Source organism: Phycicoccus sp. Soil748 (assembly GCF_001428025.1).
In the GTDB taxonomy this organism is placed as follows: domain Bacteria; phylum Actinomycetota; class Actinomycetes; order Actinomycetales; family Dermatophilaceae; genus Pedococcus.
The window spans coordinates 240,737-259,752 of the sequence record NZ_LMSC01000001.1; the positions used below are offsets into that span (position 1 = coordinate 240,737).

The window sequence follows — 19,016 nt, forward strand, 5'->3', positions numbered from 1 at the left end:
GCGAGGGCCGCGACGCCGGCTGCAGCGAGGGNGGTGGGGACGGTGCTCATGGGCACTCCTGTCGAGGTTGCTGACCTCCAGAGTCGCGGCCGCCCCTGAGCGCTTCCTGAGGACGGGGAGCCGGCGGCAGGCGTCAGCGCAGAGCCACCCCGCCCGTGCGAGCTCAGACACGTCCGTCCTCAGCAACTGCTCAGCGGGTGGCGGTCATCGTGGGGCACCACGTGCCCTGAGGGGCGGGCCCCCAGGGGCGGGACTGACCGGCATTGACCATGGAGGCGCAGGTGGCACGACGAGGCACCCGCCTCCGGACGGCGGGCAAGGCGCTGGTCGCGCTGGCGCTCGGCGCCGGGGTGCTGTGGTGGCTGCTGCCGCGCACGTCGGGGGTGTCGTGGTCTGCGGCCGCCCACCTCATCGGCGGCATCGCCCCCCACCGCCTCGCCGGGCTCACGGGCCTGTGGGCGTGCGGGCTGCTCGTCCACTCGTTCGTGCTCACCGGCGCACTGCCCGGCCTCAGCCGCCGCCGCGCCCTGACCCTCAGCCTCACCGGCAGCGCCGTGTCCAACGTCGCGCCGATGGGCGGAGCGCTCGGCGTCGCCCTCAACTGCAGCATGGCGCGCGCCTGGCGGTTCCGGGACCGGTCGTTCGCGGCGTACCTCGTCGTGACCAACGCCTGGGACGTGCTCGCCAAGCTCGCCCTCCCGCTCGTCGCCCTCGTCGGCCTGCTGGCGGCCGGGGGCCTGCCCACGCGCGGGCTGCGCGCGGGCGCGCTCGGGGCGTCGCTGCTGCTCCTGGTCCTGGTCGCCGCCGGTGTCACTGCGCTGCGCAGCGACCGGGTGGCGACCGCGGTGGCCCGCTTCGTCACCGCCGCGGTCCGACGCGCGATGCCGCGGTCGGGAGCCGAACGGGGAGACCGCCTCGCCGCCGCCCTGCTGCAGACCCGCCTGCGCATCCGGGGCGTCGTGAGCCGGACGTGGCCCCAGCTCACGCTCGGGATGGCGGGTTACCTCACCCTGCTCGCCGCCCTGCTGTGGTCCTGCCTGCACGCGGCGGGGGCACCGGTCCCCGTGTATGCCGTCCTGGCCGGCCTCGCCGTCGAACGCCTCCTCAGCCTCACCCCCGTGACGCCCGGTGGGACAGGGCTGGCGGAGGCGGGGACCGCCGGGACCCTGGTGGCCCTGGGCGCCAGCCCGCTCCCGGTGGTGGCCGGCGTGCTGCTCTACCGCGCGTTCACCTTCGTCCTGGAGATCCCGATCGGTGGGCTCTGGCTCGGCCTCTGGCTGCTGGTCCGGGCCCGTGCGGCTGGCACCACGGGCACCCCGCCTCGGTCCGCGCTCCGGCTCCCCGCGTGAGGATCCTGCACGCCACCGACACGTTCGGCCCGACCCTCGGTGGCATCGAGGTCATGGTGGACCAGCTGGCCAGCGCCCAGGCGCGCGCCGGTCACGACGTCACCGTGCTCACCAGGACGCCGGGGCCCGACACGCCGCCGGCTCCCGGCACACCCGGCGTCTGCCGCCGGCCCGGGCGGCTGACGGCCCTGCTGCGCGAGGCCGACGTCGTGCACGGTCACGTCTCGGCCTGGTCACCGCTGGCCATGCGCGCGGTGGGCGACGGAGCGCGCGCCGATGTGCCGGCCGTCGCCACCGTGCACTCGATGTGGGGCGCGGCGTGGCCGGCCTTCCGGGCCGCCGCGGTGCTCGGCGGGTGGACCGGGCGCCCCGTGCAGTGGGCGGCCGTGAGCGATGCCGCCGCCCGACCGGTGCGCCGAGCCCTGCGCGAGCGCGAGGTCCTGGTCATCCCCAACGCCGTGGACACGGCGTTCTGGGCACCTCACACCGACCCTCGGCCTCGGCCGGAGGTGACCGTCGTGGCGGTGGGCCGCATGCACCGGCGCAAGCGGCCCCTGCGGCTGGTGTCGGTGCTCGAGCAGGCCCGGGCGAACGTGCCCGCTGCGACAGCCATCCGCGCCGTGGTGGTGGGTGACGGCCCCCAGCACCGGGCCTTCCGCCGCGAGGTGGCCGCGCGGGGGATGCAGTCCTGGGTGCACGCGCCGGGCAACCTCTCCCACGAGCAGATCCGGGCGCTGTACGCCGACGCCGACGTCTTCGTCGCGCCGGCGACCCTCGAGTCATTCGGCATCGCCGCCCTGGAGGCCCGCACGGCCGGGCTCGTCGTCCTCGCCCGGGAGCACACGGGTGTCGGCGCGTTCGTCGACCACGGTGTCGACGGCCTGTTGTCCGGCAGCGACGCCCAGATGGCCGAGCAGCTGGCCGACCTGTGCGCCGACCCCGTCACCCGCGGGCGGATGGCGGCCCACAACCGGGCGACCGTGCCCGCCCTGGACTGGGAGAACGTCCTGCACCGCAACGAGCACGCGTATGCCGCCGCCGGGGCGGTCGAGCACGCCTGTCTCTGCGTCCCGGTCGCCTAGCGGCGGACCTGGAGGCCGGTCCAGCCTCGCAGGTCAGCTCCCCAGGCCAGGCCCCGCAGGTCAGGCCAGAAGGTCACGCCTCGGCGTCCGTGTCGGTGTCGAGCGCCCGCTCGTAGAGCAGCTCGGCCAGCACCCGGGCCCGCTCCACGTCGAGACGGAACTCCTGCTGCAGGCCACCGGTCGACGTCACGGTGAGGACGACCTGGGGGTTCGCCTGGCCGGTGTGCCGACCGACTTCGACTCCCTCCAGGGGCACCACGCGGCGCAGGGCGGTGACCGGGTCACGCCGGGTGGTGGGGGCTCCTGCGGTGTCGTCCTCGTACTCCGCGAACAGCTCCCGCAGCGCACTGCGCGTCGCCGGGTCGGAGAAGTCCACGAGCGGCCACAGGCCTGCGGTCAGCTCCACGGCCAGCCGCTCCTTGGCGGTGGCGTCGCGCGGGTCACCGGAGGGGAAGGAGCGCAGGGCCAGCCAGTCGTCCCACGTACTGGTGGCCGCCATCAGGGGCGGCCGGCCGTCCAGCGAGCTCATCGGTGTCCCGTCGGTCTTGGGGGTGGTGCTGCCTGCGAGGCTAGGTCGGCGCTCCTGAGACGGGGCTGTGTGCACGCGTGACCCGGCGTCCGCGCCATGACTCACCCGGGGCCCGCCGCCACCGGACATGGCAGGACCCCGTCCGGGAAGGACGGGGTCCGGTCGTCTGCGAGGCCCGGCTTCGCGCGCAGGACCTGCTCCGCGACGGAAGGAGGGTGCGGTCAGACGGCGACGCCGCGCTGCATGGCCAGGCGCTCCTCGGGCGTGGTGCCGCCCCACACGCCATACGGCTCACGCNGGCGCGCTGCTCCCGGCTCAGCCGGCGGTTGCCGCGCTCGGCCTCGTGGGGGAAGAACTCGTCGGGATCCGTCGTGCGGCACGCGCCGTCGGTCTGCCACTCGTAGGAGCTCAACAGCGGCTTGGGAAGTCTCTTGATGCTGCTCATGTGGGGGTCTCTCTCCTCGAGGCGCGAACCGAAGTGATTCACAACCTATGCAGAACTTGTTCGCAGTGCAACACCCTTGAAGAAGTTATAGGGTTCGGAGTGCCCGAGCAGGGGTCGTCGGTGGTGCACCACCCGCCGACGGGTCACCGGGCACCAAACGTCAGATCGGATGTCGTGGTCACCGAGTTCAGGCCGGGCCCACTGTCGACCGTGCCCACGGGGCTCGCCCGATGGGGGCATCCGCATGCCGGATGACCTCGTGGGCGCCGTCGAGTGGTCGGTGGGCACCGTCGCGGATCGGCTCGGTATCTCCGCGGCCACGCTGCGCACGTGGGACCGGCGCTACGGCGTCGGCCCGTCGCAGCGCACCGAGGGTGGCCACCGGCGCTACGGCGAGGAGGACATCCACCGGGTCCGGGTGATGGCCCGCTTCACCGCCCGGGGGGTCCCGGCCCAGAGCGCGGCCCGGGTCGCCCTCTCGATGGACAGCGAGCGCCTCACGATCGAGACCGACAGCGACCGGCCACAGGCGGGATCTCCCGTCAGGCACGGCACGGTGGAGGCCATCTGCTCGGCGGCCCTGTCGCTCGACGCCGAGAGCCTGTCGCGGATCTACCAGCGGTGCCTGCGCGAGCACGACCTGGTGACGGCCTGGACCGAGGTCTTCGCGCCGGCCCTGCGGTCGATGGGCGACCAGTGGGGCGGGGGCTCGCTCGGGGTGGAGTGCGAGCACCTCGCCAGCGAGGTCCTGGCGACCGAGCTGCGCACCGTCATCCGCCTCAACCGGCCCCGCACGACCGACACCTTCGTGGTGCTGGCCTGCGCCGACGAGGAGCAGCACCACCTGCCACTCCTGGCCGTCGAGGCCGAGCTCGCCCGCCACGGGGTCGCCGCCCTCGGGCTCGGCGCCCGGGTGCCTACCGAGGCGCTGGAGCACCTGCTCATGGCGCGCCGCCCCTCGAGGATCTTCCTCTGGGCGTCGATCGCGCGCCAGGTCGACGAGCGGCTCTGGCAGGTCCTGGCGGCCGTCGGCTGGCCCCTCGACGTGGTGCTCGGCGGGCCGGGCTGGCCGGTCGACCTCCCTGCCCCCGCGCGCACGGTCACGGTGACCCGGGTGCACACCCTCGAAGGAGCCACCGAAACGCTCCTGGCAGCCCCCACACCCGGTGCTACCGTGCGGACATGACCCCGCAGGAGCTGGAGAACCTGGCTCACCTGCGCCGTGCGCGCGACCTGATCGACCGCGACTACGCCAAGCCGCTGGACGTCCCGACCATGGCGCAGCGGGCACTCATGTCCCCGGCGCACTTCTCGCGCCGCTTCCGCGCCGCGTACGGCGAGACCCCCTACAGCTACCTGATGATGCGCCGCATCGAGCGGGCCATGGCCCTGCTGCGCGAGGGCGTCAGCGTCACCGACGCGTGCATGCAGGTCGGGTGCACCTCGCTCGGCTCGTTCAGCTCACGGTTCTCGGAGATCGTCGGCGAGAGCCCCACGGCCTACCGGCGGCGAGAGCACCACGCGGTCAACGCCATGCCCTCCTGCGTCGCGAAGGCGCACACCCGACCGGTCCGTCGCGGATCGAGCAGGATCGGAGAAGCGCAGCGCCACCCCGCTGCCTAGGGTCGCTGCCATGAGCATCGCGCTGCAGTACTGCCACATCACCGTCAACGACGTCGACGAGTCGATCGCCTTCTACGGCGGAGCCCTGGGACTGGCGGTCCGCAACGACGTGGCCTCGGGCGGGTACCGCTGGGTCACCCTCGGCAGCGACGCCCAGCCCGGTCTGGAGATCGTCCTGTCCGAGCCCCATGCCGGACGCTCGCAGTCCGACGGCGACGCGCTCCAGGAGCTGCTGACCAAGGGCGTCCTGCCCAACTACGTCTTCCGCTCCGACGACGTCGATGCGACGTTCGAGACGGTCCGCGCGTCGGGCGCCGAGGTCCTCCAGGAGCCGATCGACCAGCCGTGGGGCCCACGCGACTGCGCGTTCCGCGACCCCTCGGGCAACACGGTCCGCATCGCCCAGGCGCCCACCGCCTAGCCCGCCGAGCCGCCAGCTGGCTCCACGACCTGCCGGGCACCGTGGCCGGCGCCGCTTGGTGCGCCGCCGGAGAGGCTGATCACGATGTCGAGCAGGCTCCGCACGGGTTCGTCCCTGCTGAAGGCGGGGTCCGAGAGCCCGGCGACGATGCGTTCGGCCACCACCGCCAGCTTGATGTTGTGCCGGCTCGAGTAGGCCCTCAGCAGGTCGAACGCGATGTCCTCCTCGACACCGAAGCTCAGCATCAGGGCACCCTTGGCCTGTTCGATCGCGGCCCGGTGCTCAACCGAGGCCGCGACCGCCGCCCGTGCCGTCTCGCGCATCGGTTCGGTGAGGTCGACGACGAAGCCGCTGAGCCGCTTCACCTTCCCGTCGACCGCCTCGCTCTGCCCCACGAACAGGAGCCTGCACTGCCGGTTGCCGGCATCGGTCATGTGGTAGGCACAGGAGTACGGTCCGGGCTGCTCGAGATGGCTCTTGAACCGCGACAGCATGACTGCCCGGTCCTCCTCGGCCATCCTCTCGAGCATCAGCTCGGTGGTCGGCTCCTCACCAGCGGACAGGGCGTGGAGGGCTCGCAGCCCGGCCGACCAGGTCCAGCGAGCGCTCTCGGCCTCGTACTCGAAGTACATGGTCTGACCGTCACTGTGCGCAGCTTCCAGGCGTGCCACGGCTTCCTCCTACATGGACGACCCTGCCCCGGGGATGTCTCAAGCGAGAAGGCCACTTCTTGACCGGGGCCCACGATACGACGGGCTGACGGGACCCGACAAGGGTTCAGACCGAGGGTCACGCGGCCGTCTCAGAGGTGGTGCATACCGGACGGCAGTCGCGGGTACAGGGGCATCGACAGACACTCGCACGAAGGACTCCGACGACGATGGAACCGATCCGGGAGACCCGCTTCGCCCTGACCGAGATGTCCCGTTTCCAGGACGAGGACATGACTGCCCAGTTCAACGCCATGGCCTCACGGGTGGCCACGATCGCCCCGGACTGCATGGGCCTGACGTTGTCCTACCTCCGGGAGGGACTGTCCTTCACCTGGGCCGCAAGCAGCCTCGACGTGGCAGCGCTCGACGCAGTGCAGTACGTCGACGACGGACCGTGCGTCCGCGCCATGGAGCAGGCAAGCACCATAGCCGCAGGCGTCTCCGACCCCCTGGACGAGGACAGCTGGCTCCTGTTCGCGAGGGCGGAGAACACCGTCGGCGTCGAGAGCAGCCTGTCGATCCCCCTGATGGGGGAAGGCACCGTCGTGGGCGGCGTCAACTTCTACGGCAGCACGCCCACCGCCTTCGAGGGCCTGCACGACCAGCTTGCCGCGCAGTGCGGCGGCTGGGCCGATGGCGCGGTGACCAACGCCGAGCTGTCGCTGTCCGCCGTGCGTCGGGCGAAGCAAGCGCCGCAGCGGCTCATGGACCAGTACGTGACAGAGCAAGCGATCGGCATGCTCATGGCGGCTCACCGCATCAGCGCCGAAGTGGCCGCTCGACGGCTGCACGAGGGTGCCGAGCGTGCCGGCATCCACGACGCCGAACTCGCCAGGATCCTGGTCAAGAGCCGAGTGCTGTGACTGGGCCCTGTCCGCCAGCCTCGCCAGTCCCGACGGACGCGCCTCCTTCGCCTCAGGCGGGCCAAGCCTCCCGGCCCGGTCCGGCCACCTCCACCAGCTCCTGGCAAAGGCTCTCGGGGTCCCTGAAGACCCAGGTCGCCCCCGCTGCCCGGAGCTCCGCCTCGCTGGTGCCGCCGCACTCGAGGCCTACCGACCGCGCGCCGACCGCCCTGGCGGCCTCGACGTCCCAGACGGTGTCGCCGACCACGAGCACCTCCTTGGGCCGCAGGCCCATCCGCTCGATCGCCAGCTGGACGAGGTCCGGGCTCGGCCTGGACTGCTCGACGTCCTCGGACGTCACCACCACGTCCAGGTCGGGGTGCTCAAGCACGCCGAGCATGGCCTCCAGGTCGCGCCCGCCCGTGGACGAGGCGAGCGCGAGGGTCACGCCCTGGTGGTGGCACCACGACAGCAGGTGGCAGGCGCCCGGCAGCTCCTCGACCCGCTCGTGCCACGTCGCGAAGAGGACGTCGTGCGCCTTGACGAGGTCCTCGTCGCGCCGTTCGTCACGCCCGTCCCCCAAGACGTGCGGCATCAGCTGGTCGGGGCCCATCCCGACGGACCGGTGGAGGCTGGCCATCGGGACGACGTGGCCGGCGAGCTGGAAGGCCTGCCACCACGCGAGCGTGTGGATGTAGGTCGTGTCCACCAGGGTGCCGTCGAGGTCGAAGACGATGCCGAGGGGCACCCGCAAGGCTGGCTGTCCCGGCATCTGGCTCACCGGCGGTCACGCACGAGGGGCGGGGAGTGGATCATCAGGCACCTTCGGGTCCAGCGGCCTTCGCCGCAGCGGTATCGTCGCGGGCACTCTGCCCCACGCGTGCCGCGCTCAAACGTGCACGCAGGTGGGGTCACCCGCCGGCACCGCTGACACCGAGGGGGTGCCGCCACCCCCCGTGGCCCCGGAGGACGAGGCGGCGTCCCTCCCAGTCGACCGCGTCGACCTGGCCCCAGGGCACCTCGTGGTCGTCACGGTGCCACCACCTGAATCCCCGGGCAAGGGGCCAAGAACCCTGGTCGGTGAGGGTGCGGTAGCCGAGCTCGCCCCCGAGGGTGCGCGGACCGAACACGACCCCGGTCACCCGCAGGCGCCCCACCTCCGGGCCGCTCTGCTCGAACGCCTCGGCCCGCACCTCGCAGACGGTGCCCATCGAGGTGCGACCCGGGTCGACGACGCCGGCGCCCACCAGCGTGCTCAGCAGCCGCGTCCCCTCGGGCCGGTCGAGCTCCTCGTGCGCGTCCGGGGCGTAGGTCGCGGTGCCCGCCAGCCGGTCGTCACCGGCCTTGGCGCCGGGGATCCTGCCGATGACGTGCTGCCGCAGCCACTGCTCCAGCCCGGCCGCCTCGTGCAGGACGCGTTCGGCATGGTCGCTGACCGTCACGGCCGATCCGATGTCCCGGACGTGGGACATCGGGACCATGAGCGGTCGAGGCCGCTCGCGAGGGTCGAGCCGCCGCCACGCGGCCACGATCGAGCGCCCGAGCAGGCCCGGCTGTCGAGGGCCGAGCGCACCAGGCCCCGTCACCAGCCCGACGACCAGCAGCCCGCTGCGGTCCTCGCGCAGGACCACATCGTCGACGTTGCCGAGCAGGGCTCCGCTGGGGCCGACGAGCTGGTGGTCCATCAGCCGCAGCACCAGGTCGACGGCGCGGCCCCGGCCCGGAGTCACTGCCCCGCCTTCGTCACGAGCATCAAGGGGATCGCCGCCACCGACGCGAGCACCACCAGCACGAGATAGACCACGCCCAGGCCGTTGGCCAGCCGCCCGTTCGCGTGCTCACCCATGTAGGTCCGGTCGTTGGCGACCACGAGGATCGGGAAGTACGTCAGGGGAAGCGCGACGGCACTGAACACCACGGAGTACTCGGTGAGCATGACGGGGTCGACGGTGGTCAGGAGCAGGGCCACGCCACCGATGCATGACATGAGCAGGACGGTGTGGAAGCGGGAAGCGCGCAACGGCTCGACGTACTTGCCCCACTGCCAGCCGAGGTACTGGGCGATGCTGTAGCCGACGGAGAGCCCTGTCTCGCAGGCAGCGCCGAAGGTGGCCGCGAAGAAGCCCAGGAGCAGGAAGGCGAGCCCGATCTTCCCCAGGGCCAGCACCACCGGCAGGCCCGTCTGCCCGAGGGTGTCGACCGTGATGCCTCGTGGCAGGAAGACGAGTGTCGTGCACGCGGCGATCGCGAGGGACAGCAGGCCGCCGAGGGGGAAGCCGATGAAGACGTTGGCCCGCATGGTGCCCAGGTCCTTCGGTGACCACTTCTCCTCGACACCGCCGGAGCTGAAGAAGAACACCTCGTACGGCGTCATGGCCGCCCCGAAGAGCGCGATGGCGTAGTAGAGGTAGACGGGGTGCGACTCGTTCGCCGGCACCGTCGGATCGAGCGCACCCTGTGCCAGGCTTCCCCAGTCGGGGCCGAGCGCCCACACGGCGACGGCGAAGGCCACGAGGGACAGTCCGGCGAGCCCGAACGCGTTCTCCAGCACCGCGAACTTCACGCGCCACAGCACCACCCACACCGCGGCCCCGGCCACCGGCATCCATAGGAACCGGTTGACGCTGGTGGCCAGCTCCAGGGCGAGCGCGACCCCGCCGATCTCCGCGGCCAGGGTCAGGAACGTCACGAGCATCGAGGCCACGAGGTTGGTGAGGCCGACCCGGGGCCCCAGCCGCTCGCGGATGAGGTCGAACGTCGCCCTGCCGCTGACAGCGGCGACCCGTCCGCACATCTCCGCGAAGACGCAGATGCCGAGCACCCCCACCACGACGACCCAGGCGAGCGACATGCCGAACCGTGAGCCCACCAGGGCGTTGGTGATGAGGTCACCGATGTCGACGAACCCGCCGATCGCCGTGAGGATGCCGAGCGCGATGGCGAAGACCCGCTTCACCGGTCCTCACCTCCCTCGTCCGCAGGCAGCGGTGGGTGCACCGCAGTCATCCCAGCGCCTTCCGGGCCCGCGCGAGCTCTGAGGTGCTCGCGTCCAGCTCGCCGAGCGCGGCCTTGAGCCCGCTCCGGTCGTTGCGCCGCAACGCGATACGCGTGTGCGCCAGTGCGTCGTCGGCGTTGCCGAGGAGGGTCAGCACCTGGTCGCGCAGCTGGTCCTGGCGGCGACTCGGCGGGTCGACCACGCCGAAGCTGGTCTCCACGCCTCCCATGGCGTTCTCGCTGTCCGTCACCACCGTGTCGGCGTAGGCGCTGGTCGACTTCCCCGCGAGCAGGCCGTCGACGGCCAGCCGGGCCGTCGAGGTCTCGCTGGATGCGGACTCGAGGGCGCTCTTGGCGTTCTGCTCGAAGGCGCCCGAGTCCAGGGCGGGGGCGATGCACCCGCTCAGCAGGACCACGGCGCAGCCCACAACGTACGTCGCTCGTCTGCGCATCACGGCCGCCGCCTCAACAGGACGGTGGCCAGCGCGACCAGCATCGCCAGGAAGACCAGCCAGGCGAGCCCGAGGGCGAACCCGTCGCTCATGGGGTTGTCGCGCTCATCACCCGGCTCCCTTCACGACCCTGTGGCCGCCGCGAGGCGCGCCATCTCCCGGGGCACCGCCGCCAGGACCTCCCGAGCGAGGAACCCCAGTGGGGCGACCTCGTCGGAGACGGCTCGGCCGGCAGCCTGGTGCAGGGCGACCGCCCAGGCCGCCGCGCCCTCGGGCGGCAGGCCGCGACCGAGCAGCCCCACCAGCACTCCGGCCTTCACGTCGCCCGACCCGGCCACGCCGAGGCCCGGGACACCACCGGCCAGGCTCCAGGCGGTCCGCGAGTCCGGCGCCGCGACGACGGTCTGCTCGCCACCGGTGACGACGGTCGCCCCGGTGCGTTCGACGAGCTCGACGCACGACTCGACCAGGCGATGGTGCACCTCGTCGGCATCGCGCCCCAGCGTCTCGGCGAGCTCCGACTCGTTGGGGGTGAGGACGGCTCGTCCTTCGAGGTGCGCCAGGCCGTCGGGGTGCGCGGTCACATAGGCCATGCCCAGGGCGTCCACCACGACGGGGCAGCGCAGGTGGGGCACGACCTGCTCAAGGAAGGCGCACGCGCGCTCCGGCGACAGGAGCCCCGGCCCGAGCAGCACCGCGTCGCAGTCCGCCGCCAGCTCGAGGACGTGCTCCGCCGCCTCGGGGGCGATCTCGCCCTCATCGGTCTCCGGCAGGGCCGTCACGAAGGCCTCCGGCAGGGCGACGCTGGCCGCCACCGCCACGCTGCCGACCGTGGCGACCTGCGGCTTGCCGGCGCCTGCGCGGACCGCCGCCTCGGCCGCGAGCAGGACCGCACCGGGCGTGTGCCGGCTCCCGCCCACGACGACGACCCGGCCCCGCTGCTCCTTGCCCCCGGAGGCGTCGGGCAACGGCCACCGCGCCAGCGCGGCGGGGTCGAGGTCCCGGACGTCGCGGCTCACGGGACCGGTCCCCTGCCCGCGTGCTCGCGCTCCTGCGTGGGCTCCTCGCCCTCGGCCCGCACCGCGGCAGCCGAGGCGTAGTCCACGAGCGCGGGCACACCGCCGGGTCCGCGGTGGTAGGTGGTGGTCGACCCGTTCGGCATCGGCACCCTCGCATCGAGCGCCAGGACTGCCTCCTCGTCCATCCCGTCGAGGACGTAGCGGAAGCACGTGATGACCGCCTGGTGGGTGAAGATCCACAACCGGTCCGTCGCCGGCCGGGCGCCGACGTCGCGCAGGAAGGACCGCACGCGCAGGGCGACATCACACCAGCTCTCCCCTCCCGGGGGCCGGTAGTAGAACTTCCCCACGTGCTCGCGGCGGGCCGCCTCGGCGGGGTACTCGGCCCGGATACCGGTGCCGGTGAGCCCGTCGAAGACCCCGAGCTCGCGCTCGCGCAGGCGCTCGTCGTGGTGGACGGGCAGCCGCAGGCCCGCCGTCTCCATCGCCGTCCGCGCCGTGTCGGCGCTGCGGCGGTACGGCGAGCTCGCCACCGCGGTCGGGACCGCCGTCTCGGGGAGGTCGGCGAGGTGCCGGCCGAGCGCCCGGGCCTGGTTCACACCGGTGTCCGACAGCGGGACGTCCGCGTCCCTCGCGTCGAGCTCGAGGCGGGCGGCGCCGGCGCCGCGAGCCGCGCGGTCGGCGAGGTTGCCGATGCTCTCTCCGTGGCGCACGAGGACGAGTCGTGCAGGCCCCAGTCGTTGCATGTCGAGCATCGTGATCAGCCCTCCCGCGGCACCTCGCCGCGCCAGCTGCCGGTGGCCTCCTGGTTGCTCTCCACGAGGAGGCGGAACCTCTTGAGGTCGCCCTTGGCGCGTCGCTCGATGACGCCCAGGGCGTCGCCCACGTGCTCCACGAGGCCGTGCGGGTCCAGGTCGAGCTGGAGCGACACGTTGGTCCTGCGGTCCTCCACGCGGTGGAAGTCGACGACTCCCGCGTGCTGCACCTCGCCGTCGGCCTTCCACGCGACCCGGACCTCGGGGATCTGCTCGGTGATCGTGGCGTCGAACTCGCGGTGCACCCCCGCGATGCTGACCCTCCAGTGCAGGTGGCGGTCGTCGAGCTGGGTGACCTCGTCCACCCCCTCCATGAACAGGGGGAAGTCCTCGAACTGCGTCCACTGGTTGTAGACGGTGGTGATGTCGCTCGCGACGTCGATGTGCGCTTCGGCGGTGGTCACGGGTCTCCTCTCGTCAGGCGGCAGCGGGATGTCAAGCTCTTCCCTGTCGCTACCCGGTCCCCGTGCCGACAAACGCCCGTGCGGCGGTGCGCCGGTTTGGCACCGGGGCGGTGGGGCACCACAGGAGCGGCACGACAGCTGGAGGCGAGAGGAGGCAGGGATGATCCGCATCGGCACTTCCGGATGGCGCTACCCCTCGTGGCGTGGCGACTTCTACCCGACGGGGCTGCGCCAGCGTGACGAGCTCGCCTACCTCAGCCGCCTGCTCACCGCGGTGGAGGTGAACGGCTCCTTCTACTCCCTGCAGCGCCCCAGCAGCTACGCCGCGTGGGCTGCCCAGGCGCCCGAGGGCTTTCCCTTCGCCGTGAAGGGCGGCCGGTTCATCACGCACCTGCGCCAGCTGATGGAGGTGGAGACGCCCCTGGCCAACTTCTTCGCCTCCGGCGTCCTGGCGCTCGGCGACCGGCTGGGCCCGGTCCTGTGGCAGCTGCCGGCGCGCACGGCGTTCGACGAGGAACGGCTCGCCGCGTTCTTCGAGCTGCTGCCGCGCACCACGGACGCCGCGGCGTCGCTCGCCGCCCGCCACGGCCCCAACCTCACCGGTGACCGTGTCCTGACGACCGCCCCGGTGAGCACGCCGATCCACCACGTGCTCGAGCCACGCCACGAGAGCTTCCGGTCGTCCCAGGCAGTGGACCTGCTGCGCGCGCACGGGATCGGGACCGTGGTGTCCGACAGTGCGGGCACCTGGCCGATGTTCGACGCGGTCACCTCGGACGTCGTCTACGTGCGGCTGCACGGAGACACCGAGCTGTACACGAGCGGGTACTCGCCCGCGGCCCTGGCGACGTGGGCGGACCGGGTAAGCGGCTGGGCCGACGAGGGCCTCGAGGTCCACGTCTACTTCGACAACGACGCGCGGGGCCATGCCCCGCACGACGCACGGGCCCTGCTCGAGGCGCTCGGCCTGGCACCGGAGCCGGTGGACCTGCCTCCCCTCCGTCAGGTTTCGGCGCGTCGTCGGCGGGTAGGTCCGTGACAGCCGCGGTCGAGGAGACCGCGCGTCCAGCACTCGTTGAAAGAACAGGATGGACATGAGCGAGACATACGGAACCACCGGCACCACCACATCCACCGACGTCGCCAAGGACGAGGCACGCGCCACCGGCCAGCAGGCCAAGGAGGGCGCACGGCACGTCGCCGAGGTGGGCAAGGACGAGGCGAAGAACGTCGCCCAGGAGACGGGTCAGCAGGCGAAGGAGCTGTGGCAGCAGACCCGCAGCCAGCTGATGGAGCAGAGCGCCCAGCAGCAGACCCGGGTGGCCGACGGCCTCCGCTCCCTCAGCGAGGAGCTGTCGGGCATGGCCCGCGGCTCCGAGCAGCAGGGCGTCGCCAGCGACCTGGCGCACCAGGCGTCGCAGCGCATGGGCGACGTCGCGAGCTGGCTCGACCAGCGCGACCCCGGCTCCCTGGTGTCGGAGGTCAAGCAGTTCGCTCGACAGCGGCCCGGCACCTTCCTCGCCGCCGCTGCGGTGGTCGGCCTTGTCGGCGGCCGGCTGAGCCGGGGCCTCGTGGCCGAGCACCAGGACCAGCAGGGCGGCAGCTCGTCCACCGGCGGCCCGGCCGGTGAGGGCTACACCGCCACCGCCCCGGTCCCGGTCGACCACAGCACCGCCGGGTACTCCGCCTACGGCTCCCCCACCGGCACGGTCACCCCGGCCGCGCCGCACCCCGTCACCGACCCGGTGGTCGAGGCGGGTGGCATCACGGGGGTCGACGGTCCCGTCGGCGGGACCGCTCCCGAGGCGGGCGAGCTCCCCCGATGAGCCACCAGGACCCCCGGCTGGACGACCCGTCCAACCGGTCGTTGAGCAACGTCGGCGACATCTTCGCCGACATCAGCCGAGACCTCTCCACCTTGATCCGGCAGGAGACGGAGCTGGCCAAGGCCGAGCTGCGTGAGTCGGCCACCCGGGCCGGCACGGGCGCAGGGATGCTCGGAGGTGCCGGCGTCGCCGGACACTTCGTGCTGCTCTTCCTGTCGATCGCCCTCTGGTGGAGCCTCGGCAGCGCCATCGGGCGCGGCTGGTCCGCCGTCGTGGTCGCGGTCATCTGGGCCGTCATCGCCGCGGTCCTGGCCGCCATGGGACGCAGCAAGCTCAAGCAGGTCAAGGGAATTCCACAGACGCAAGCCACCGCGCGCGAGATCCCCGACGCGCTGAAAGGGAACGAGGACAAGCGATGACCAACAACCCTGATGAGATCCGTCGTGAGATCGAGGACACCCGCGGCCGGCTGAGCAGCGACGTCAACGCGCTCACCGAGACCGTGAGCCCGTCCAACGTCGCCCGTCGCCAGGCCGACAAGGTCGCCGGAGCGGCGACATCGGTCAAGGAGCGCGTGATGGGCGTTGCCGGCGACGTGGGCAGCACCGGCTCCGGCGCCGCCTCCAGCGTCTCGGGCGCCGCCTCCACCGTGGGTCACGCACCCATGGCCGCGGCCAGCGGTGCGAAGCGCCGCACCGAGGGCAACCCCCTCGCCGCTGGCCTGATCGCCCTCGGCGCCGGTTGGCTCATCGGTTCGATGCTGCCTGCCTCCGAGAAGGAGAAGCAGGCGGCCAGCGCCGTCAAGGAGAAGGCTCAGCCGCTCGTGGAGGAGGCCAAGAGCGTCGCCCAGGACACGGCGCAGCAGCTCAAGGAGCCGGCCATGGACGCGGCCCAGAGCGTCAAGGAGACGGCCATGGAGGCCAAGGAGAACGTCACCGAGGAGGGCAGGTCGACCGCCGACGACGTGAAGTCGCAGGCGCAGTCCTCCGCCGAGACGGTGCGCTCCACGCAGTAGGTGGATGGAGCGGTACGCCGCTCACGAAGGGGAAGGGCGGGAGCTGGTGCTCCCGCCCTTCCTCGTGTCCGGCGCCGCTCGGTGGGGCGGCGCTCGGTGAGGCTGCGCTCGGTATGGCGCTGCGGCGCTCAGCCCTGCTTGGCGCTGGTGGCGATGCCGTCAAGGATGTGCCGCTGGGCGAACGCGAACATCATGATCATCGGCAGCGTCGCCAGCAGGGTGGCCGCCATCGCGATCTCCCAGTGGTACTCGCCCGAGAGGGCGAAGCTGTCGACGATGAGCTTCAGGCCACGCGGCATCGTGAAGTAGCTCTCGGTCTGCAGGTAGATGAGCGGCTTCATCAGGTCCGACCAGCTCGCCTGCAGCTCGAAGACGAACACGATGATGAGCGCAGGCCGGGCCAGGGGCAGCGCGATCCGTCGGAACATGCCGAAGTAGCTGCAGCCGTCGACGCGGGCTGCCTCGAAGAGCTCACGCGGTATGCCGAGGAAGAACTGGCGCAGCAGGAAGATGTAGAAGGCCGAGCCGAACAGGTTCTGGGCCCACAGCGGGACCTGGGTGTCGACCATGCCCAGGTGGTTCCAGATCAGGTAGACCGGGATCATCGTGACCGCCCCGGGCAGCATCATCGTCGACAGCACGAGGCCGAAGACCAGCCCGCGGCCGCGGAAGCGGAAGTAGGCGAACCCGAACGCCACGAGCGCGCTCGAGAGCGTCACCGTCGTCGCGGCCATGAGGCCGACGACCACCGAGTTGACGAGCCACTGCAGGACCGGGCCGGCCCGCCACACCTCGACGAAGTTGTGCCACTGCACGTCGGACGGGATGAGCCTGTTGTCGAACACCTGGGACTTGGGCTTCAGCGCCGCACTGACCAGCCAGACCAGCGGGTAGACGAAGGCGGCCGTGGCCAGCCACAGCAGGGCCAGCCGCAGCGGCGACCACCACGACCACGAACGGGGACCCGGGCGCGAGGGGGCCGACGGAGCACCCTCACCCCACCCGGTGCCCGGTCCCACGTCCTTGCCGGCAGAGGCCGCCGCGGCTGCAGGTGGGGTGGACTCGTCCAGGGCGCTCATCGGCTCTCCCCCTCGTAGTAGACGAACCGGTTGCCGATCCGGAACTGCAGGGCGGTGATGAGCAGGATGATGACGAACAGCAGCCAGGCCATGGACGACGCGAAGCCCATCTTGAAGAACTGGAACGCGTTCTGGAACAGGTAGACCATGTAGACGAGCGACTCGTCGGAGGCGGTCGCCTTCTGCTGTGGCCCGTAGAACATCGTGTAGGCCTGGTCGAACATCTGCATCGCCGCGATGGTGTGCGTGATGACGGTGAAGAACAGGGCGCCGGAGATCATCGGGAGCGTGATGTGCCAGAAGCGGCGCACGGGTCCGGCGCCGTCGAGCATGGCCGCCTCGTGCAGCTGCCGCGGCACGTTGTGCAACGCCGCGAGGTAGATGACGATGCTGCCGCCGACGGTCCACAGGCTCACCACGGCCAGCGACGGCTTCAGCCACGCCGGGTCGGTGGTCCAGTTGGGCCCGTCGATGCCGACCCACCCGAGCACCTCGTTGACCAGGCCACGCTGTCCGTTGAGCAGCAGCAGGAACATCGCGCCCGCCGCCACGGCCGGAGTCATCACCGGCAGGTAGAAGGCCGTGCGGAAGAAGCCCGCCATCCGCCCGACCCGCTGCAGCAGCATGGCCAGCCCGAGGGCCACGGCCGTGCCGAGCGGCACGAACATCGCGGCATACGTGAAGGTGTTGGCCAGGGACGTCCTGACCCGGGGGTCGGACCAGAGGTCGCGGTAGTTCTCGAGCCCGACAGCGTGCGACTGCCCGACGAGCGAGTAGTCCGTGAACGACAGCACCAGGCTCACGACCATCGGCCCCGCCGTGAACACGAGGAACCCGACGATCCACGGCGCGATGAACCACCAGCCTCCCCGGCTCTCGTGCCGGCTCACCGCGCTGCGGGAGGCTCTTCTACCCACCGGAGACCTTCGAGTACGCCGCCTGGGCCTCCTTCTGCGCCTGGTCCAGTGCTGCCTTCGCGGACTGGCCACCGAGGGCCCGGGCCACGCCGCTCTTCCACGCCGCGTCGATCTCCGCGCCCGCCGGGGAGGGGTTGAGCGCCTTGGCCGAGTCGAGGGTGGCGTAGAACGCCTGGATGGCCTGCTCGAAGCCGGCGTCGGGGGCCTTGGTGAGGTACTTCTCGCGGATCTGGTCGTCGGCCTGCTTGTTGGCGGTGAACAGACCGGTGAAGAAGCTGCCGTCCTTCTTCACCGTCGCCATCCGCGCCTCGGCGGCCTTCATCCAGGTGTCCGTCGTGGTCATCGTCTTGGCCCAGGCGCACGCGGCCTTGGGGTTCTTGGCGCCCTTCGGGATCGCCCAGGCCTGGCCGCCGAGGGTGCTCACCGGCTTGCCGTCGCGACCCAGGATGGGGGCGGCGCCGAGCTGCAGGCCGGCCTTGCGCGAGTCGCGCAGGACGTTGACGTACCAGTTCTCCATGGGGAAGGCCGCGATCGAGCCAACCGTGAGCGGGTTCTTCTCGCCGAAGATGTCGTAGGAGTCGCGGAACGCCTTGAAGTTGCCCCAGCCGCCCTGGTCCTTCACGAGACCGAGGGCGAAGTCGAGGGCCTCGACGGCCTTGGGGTCGTTGAGGTTCGGAGACCCGTCGGCCTTGACGATCTCGGCGCCGTTGATGGCAGCCCACAGCGGGAAGGAGTCGGGCAGCTTGGGGTCGTAGCCGATCCGCTTGATCTTGCTGCCCGAGCCCTCGTAGAGCTTGGCGGAGGTCGCCTTCAGCGCGGCCCAGTCCTTGGTCTGGATGTCGTCGACGGTGAGGCCGGCCGCCTTGACCGTCTTGGCGTCGACGAGGTCGACGGACACGATGTAGAACTCCGGGATGCCATACGGCTTGTCCTTGTAGGTGACCGACCGCATGGCCGCCGGCCGGTACTGCCCGGTGTCGACCTGCTGGCCCGAGACGCAGTCGGACAACGGCTGGAGGGCGCCCTTCGCGGCGTAGGTGCCGATGAGGTTGCGGTCGATGTAGACGAGGTCCGGCGGGTTGCCGCTGGCGAGCGCGGTGAGGAACTGCTGGGCGTCGAAGTCACCCTTGTTGTGGGTGACGCTGACGTCCGGGTAGGCCTTCTGGAAGGCGCTGATGCGGGCTTGGGCCACCTCGTCCTCGCCCCCGAAGCCCATGATGTTGAGCTTGCCGGACGGGGTCCCGGACCACGTGCTGCCGGACTTCCCCGAGCTGTCGCCCCCGCCGGAGCTCTTGCTCCCCACGCCGGCACAGCCGGTGGCGAGCAGGATCGGCACCAGGCTGAGGACGGCGAGTCGTCTGCGGGTCATCGAGGGCACCTCCGTCGCAGGGCCACCCTGGTTGACGACCCCTTCCCGCGGCTCTTACCCCGCCCTCCGGTGGAGAAACGCCTCTCGCCCTGCGCCCCGCAGCGGCCCCGTGCAGACCGCCA

General features: G+C 71.8%; 22 protein-coding genes. 10 read left to right on the top strand and 12 right to left on the bottom strand.

Annotated elements, in window-relative coordinates; all coding sequences use genetic code 11:
* The first annotated feature begins 281 nt into the window (after nt 1-281).
* On the top strand, nt 282-1,349 hold the full coding sequence (locus ASG70_RS01165) for a lysylphosphatidylglycerol synthase domain-containing protein (protein ID WP_162253878.1): 1,068 nt from the start codon (nt 282-284) through the stop codon (nt 1,347-1,349).
* A complete protein-coding gene (locus ASG70_RS01170; protein ID WP_056882018.1) occupies nt 1,346-2,431 on the top strand; it encodes a glycosyltransferase family 4 protein in 1,086 nt (361 codons plus the stop codon). The genes ASG70_RS01165 and ASG70_RS01170 overlap by 4 nt, the downstream gene beginning before the upstream one ends.
* Nucleotides 2,432-2,504: 73 nt before the next feature.
* Here the strand turns inward: ASG70_RS01170 and ASG70_RS01175 are convergent, their stop codons facing one another.
* Nucleotides 2,505-2,960 carry a hypothetical protein gene (locus ASG70_RS01175; protein ID WP_056882019.1) on the bottom strand — a complete coding sequence of 152 codons (456 nt, stop codon included), beginning with the start codon at nt 2,958-2,960 and terminating at the stop codon, nt 2,505-2,507.
* A gap of 689 nt (nt 2,961-3,649) precedes the next feature.
* Here ASG70_RS01175 and ASG70_RS01180 point away from each other — a divergent pair.
* From ASG70_RS01180 to ASG70_RS01190, 3 genes are read left to right on the top strand one after another with little or no spacing between them, the layout of a single operon-like run.
* Nucleotides 3,650-4,591 carry a MerR family transcriptional regulator gene (locus ASG70_RS01180; protein WP_056882020.1) on the top strand — a complete coding sequence of 314 codons (942 nt, stop codon included), beginning with the start codon at nt 3,650-3,652 and terminating at the stop codon, nt 4,589-4,591.
* A complete protein-coding gene (locus tag ASG70_RS01185; RefSeq protein ID WP_056882021.1) occupies nt 4,588-5,028 on the top strand; it encodes a helix-turn-helix transcriptional regulator in 441 nt (146 codons plus the stop codon). Before ASG70_RS01180 ends, ASG70_RS01185 begins: the two co-directional genes overlap by 4 nt.
* A 10-nt stretch (nt 5,029-5,038) precedes the next feature.
* Nucleotides 5,039-5,449 (top strand): VOC family protein, encoded by a 411-nt coding sequence (locus ASG70_RS01190; protein ID WP_056882022.1) that lies wholly within the window; start codon nt 5,039-5,041, stop codon nt 5,447-5,449.
* Here ASG70_RS01190 and ASG70_RS01195 read toward each other — a convergent pair.
* Nucleotides 5,446-6,120 carry an ANTAR domain-containing protein gene (locus ASG70_RS01195; protein ID WP_156399755.1) on the bottom strand — a complete coding sequence of 225 codons (675 nt, stop codon included), beginning with the start codon at nt 6,118-6,120 and terminating at the stop codon, nt 5,446-5,448. The two genes, ASG70_RS01190 and ASG70_RS01195, sit on opposite strands and share 4 nt — an antisense overlap.
* Before the next feature lie 209 nt (nt 6,121-6,329).
* Here ASG70_RS01195 and ASG70_RS01200 point away from each other — a divergent pair, with 209 nt between their 5' ends.
* Complete coding sequence (locus ASG70_RS01200; RefSeq protein ID WP_056882024.1) at nt 6,330-7,025, top strand: GAF and ANTAR domain-containing protein; 696 nt, start codon at nt 6,330-6,332, stop codon at nt 7,023-7,025.
* Nucleotides 7,026-7,077: 52 nt separating this feature from the next.
* Here ASG70_RS01200 and ASG70_RS01205 read toward each other — a convergent pair whose 3' ends face one another.
* The 7 genes from ASG70_RS01205 to ASG70_RS01235 form a co-directional block, all read right to left on the bottom strand.
* Nucleotides 7,078-7,776 (bottom strand): HAD family hydrolase, encoded by a 699-nt coding sequence (locus tag ASG70_RS01205; RefSeq protein WP_082589894.1) that lies wholly within the window; start codon nt 7,774-7,776, stop codon nt 7,078-7,080.
* Nucleotides 7,777-7,915: 139 nt separating this feature from the next.
* Nucleotides 7,916-8,734 carry a hypothetical protein gene (locus ASG70_RS01210; protein WP_056882026.1) on the bottom strand — a complete coding sequence of 273 codons (819 nt, stop codon included), beginning with the start codon at nt 8,732-8,734 and terminating at the stop codon, nt 7,916-7,918.
* Nucleotides 8,731-9,960: an Nramp family divalent metal transporter gene (locus ASG70_RS01215; RefSeq protein ID WP_056882027.1), complete on the bottom strand. Its 1,230-nt coding sequence runs from the start codon at nt 9,958-9,960 to the stop codon at nt 8,731-8,733. The genes ASG70_RS01210 and ASG70_RS01215 overlap by 4 nt, the downstream gene beginning before the upstream one ends.
* A 46-nt stretch (nt 9,961-10,006) precedes the next feature.
* Nucleotides 10,007-10,453, bottom strand: coding sequence for a hypothetical protein (locus ASG70_RS01220; protein WP_156399756.1), 447 nt, complete (start codon nt 10,451-10,453; stop codon nt 10,007-10,009).
* Nucleotides 10,454-10,572: 119 nt separating this feature from the next.
* A complete protein-coding gene (locus ASG70_RS01225) occupies nt 10,573-11,469 on the bottom strand; it encodes an NAD(P)H-hydrate dehydratase (protein ID WP_056882029.1) in 897 nt (298 codons plus the stop codon).
* On the bottom strand, nt 11,466-12,215 hold the full coding sequence (locus tag ASG70_RS01230) for a histidine phosphatase family protein (RefSeq protein ID WP_082589929.1): 750 nt from the start codon (nt 12,213-12,215) through the stop codon (nt 11,466-11,468). Before ASG70_RS01230 ends, ASG70_RS01225 begins: the two co-directional genes overlap by 4 nt.
* A gap of 14 nt (nt 12,216-12,229) precedes the next feature.
* Nucleotides 12,230-12,688 (bottom strand): SRPBCC family protein, encoded by a 459-nt coding sequence (locus tag ASG70_RS01235; protein WP_056882031.1) that lies wholly within the window; start codon nt 12,686-12,688, stop codon nt 12,230-12,232.
* A gap of 160 nt (nt 12,689-12,848) precedes the next feature.
* Here ASG70_RS01235 and ASG70_RS01240 point away from each other — a divergent pair, with 160 nt between their 5' ends.
* From ASG70_RS01240 to ASG70_RS01255, 4 genes are read left to right on the top strand one after another with little or no spacing between them, the layout of a single operon-like run.
* Nucleotides 12,849-13,727 (top strand): DUF72 domain-containing protein, encoded by an 879-nt coding sequence (locus ASG70_RS01240; RefSeq protein WP_056882032.1) that lies wholly within the window; start codon nt 12,849-12,851, stop codon nt 13,725-13,727.
* A gap of 55 nt (nt 13,728-13,782) precedes the next feature.
* The gene (locus ASG70_RS20245; protein ID WP_156399757.1) at nt 13,783-14,514 is read left to right on the top strand and encodes a hypothetical protein; all 732 of its coding nucleotides are present in this window, start codon (nt 13,783-13,785) and stop codon (nt 14,512-14,514) included.
* Nucleotides 14,511-14,933 (top strand): phage holin family protein, encoded by a 423-nt coding sequence (locus ASG70_RS01250; protein WP_056882034.1) that lies wholly within the window; start codon nt 14,511-14,513, stop codon nt 14,931-14,933. Before ASG70_RS20245 ends, ASG70_RS01250 begins: the two co-directional genes overlap by 4 nt.
* Nucleotides 14,930-15,529, top strand: coding sequence for a DUF3618 domain-containing protein (locus ASG70_RS01255; protein WP_056882035.1), 600 nt, complete (start codon nt 14,930-14,932; stop codon nt 15,527-15,529). The genes ASG70_RS01250 and ASG70_RS01255 overlap by 4 nt, the downstream gene beginning before the upstream one ends.
* A gap of 128 nt (nt 15,530-15,657) precedes the next feature.
* Here the strand turns inward: ASG70_RS01255 and ASG70_RS01260 are convergent, their stop codons facing one another.
* Genes ASG70_RS01260 through ASG70_RS01270 form a run of 3 tightly spaced genes read right to left on the bottom strand, consistent with a single transcriptional unit; the run spans nt 15,658 to nt 18,894 of the window.
* Entirely contained in the window at nt 15,658-16,608 is a 951-nt protein-coding gene (locus ASG70_RS01260) for a carbohydrate ABC transporter permease (protein WP_082589898.1), read from the bottom strand.
* Nucleotides 16,605-17,498 (bottom strand): carbohydrate ABC transporter permease, encoded by an 894-nt coding sequence (locus tag ASG70_RS01265; protein WP_056882036.1) that lies wholly within the window; start codon nt 17,496-17,498, stop codon nt 16,605-16,607. The genes ASG70_RS01260 and ASG70_RS01265 overlap by 4 nt, the downstream gene beginning before the upstream one ends.
* A 19-nt stretch (nt 17,499-17,517) precedes the next feature.
* Nucleotides 17,518-18,894 (bottom strand): extracellular solute-binding protein, encoded by a 1,377-nt coding sequence (locus ASG70_RS01270; protein WP_056882037.1) that lies wholly within the window; start codon nt 18,892-18,894, stop codon nt 17,518-17,520.
* Nucleotides 18,895-19,016 lie beyond the last annotated feature (122 nt).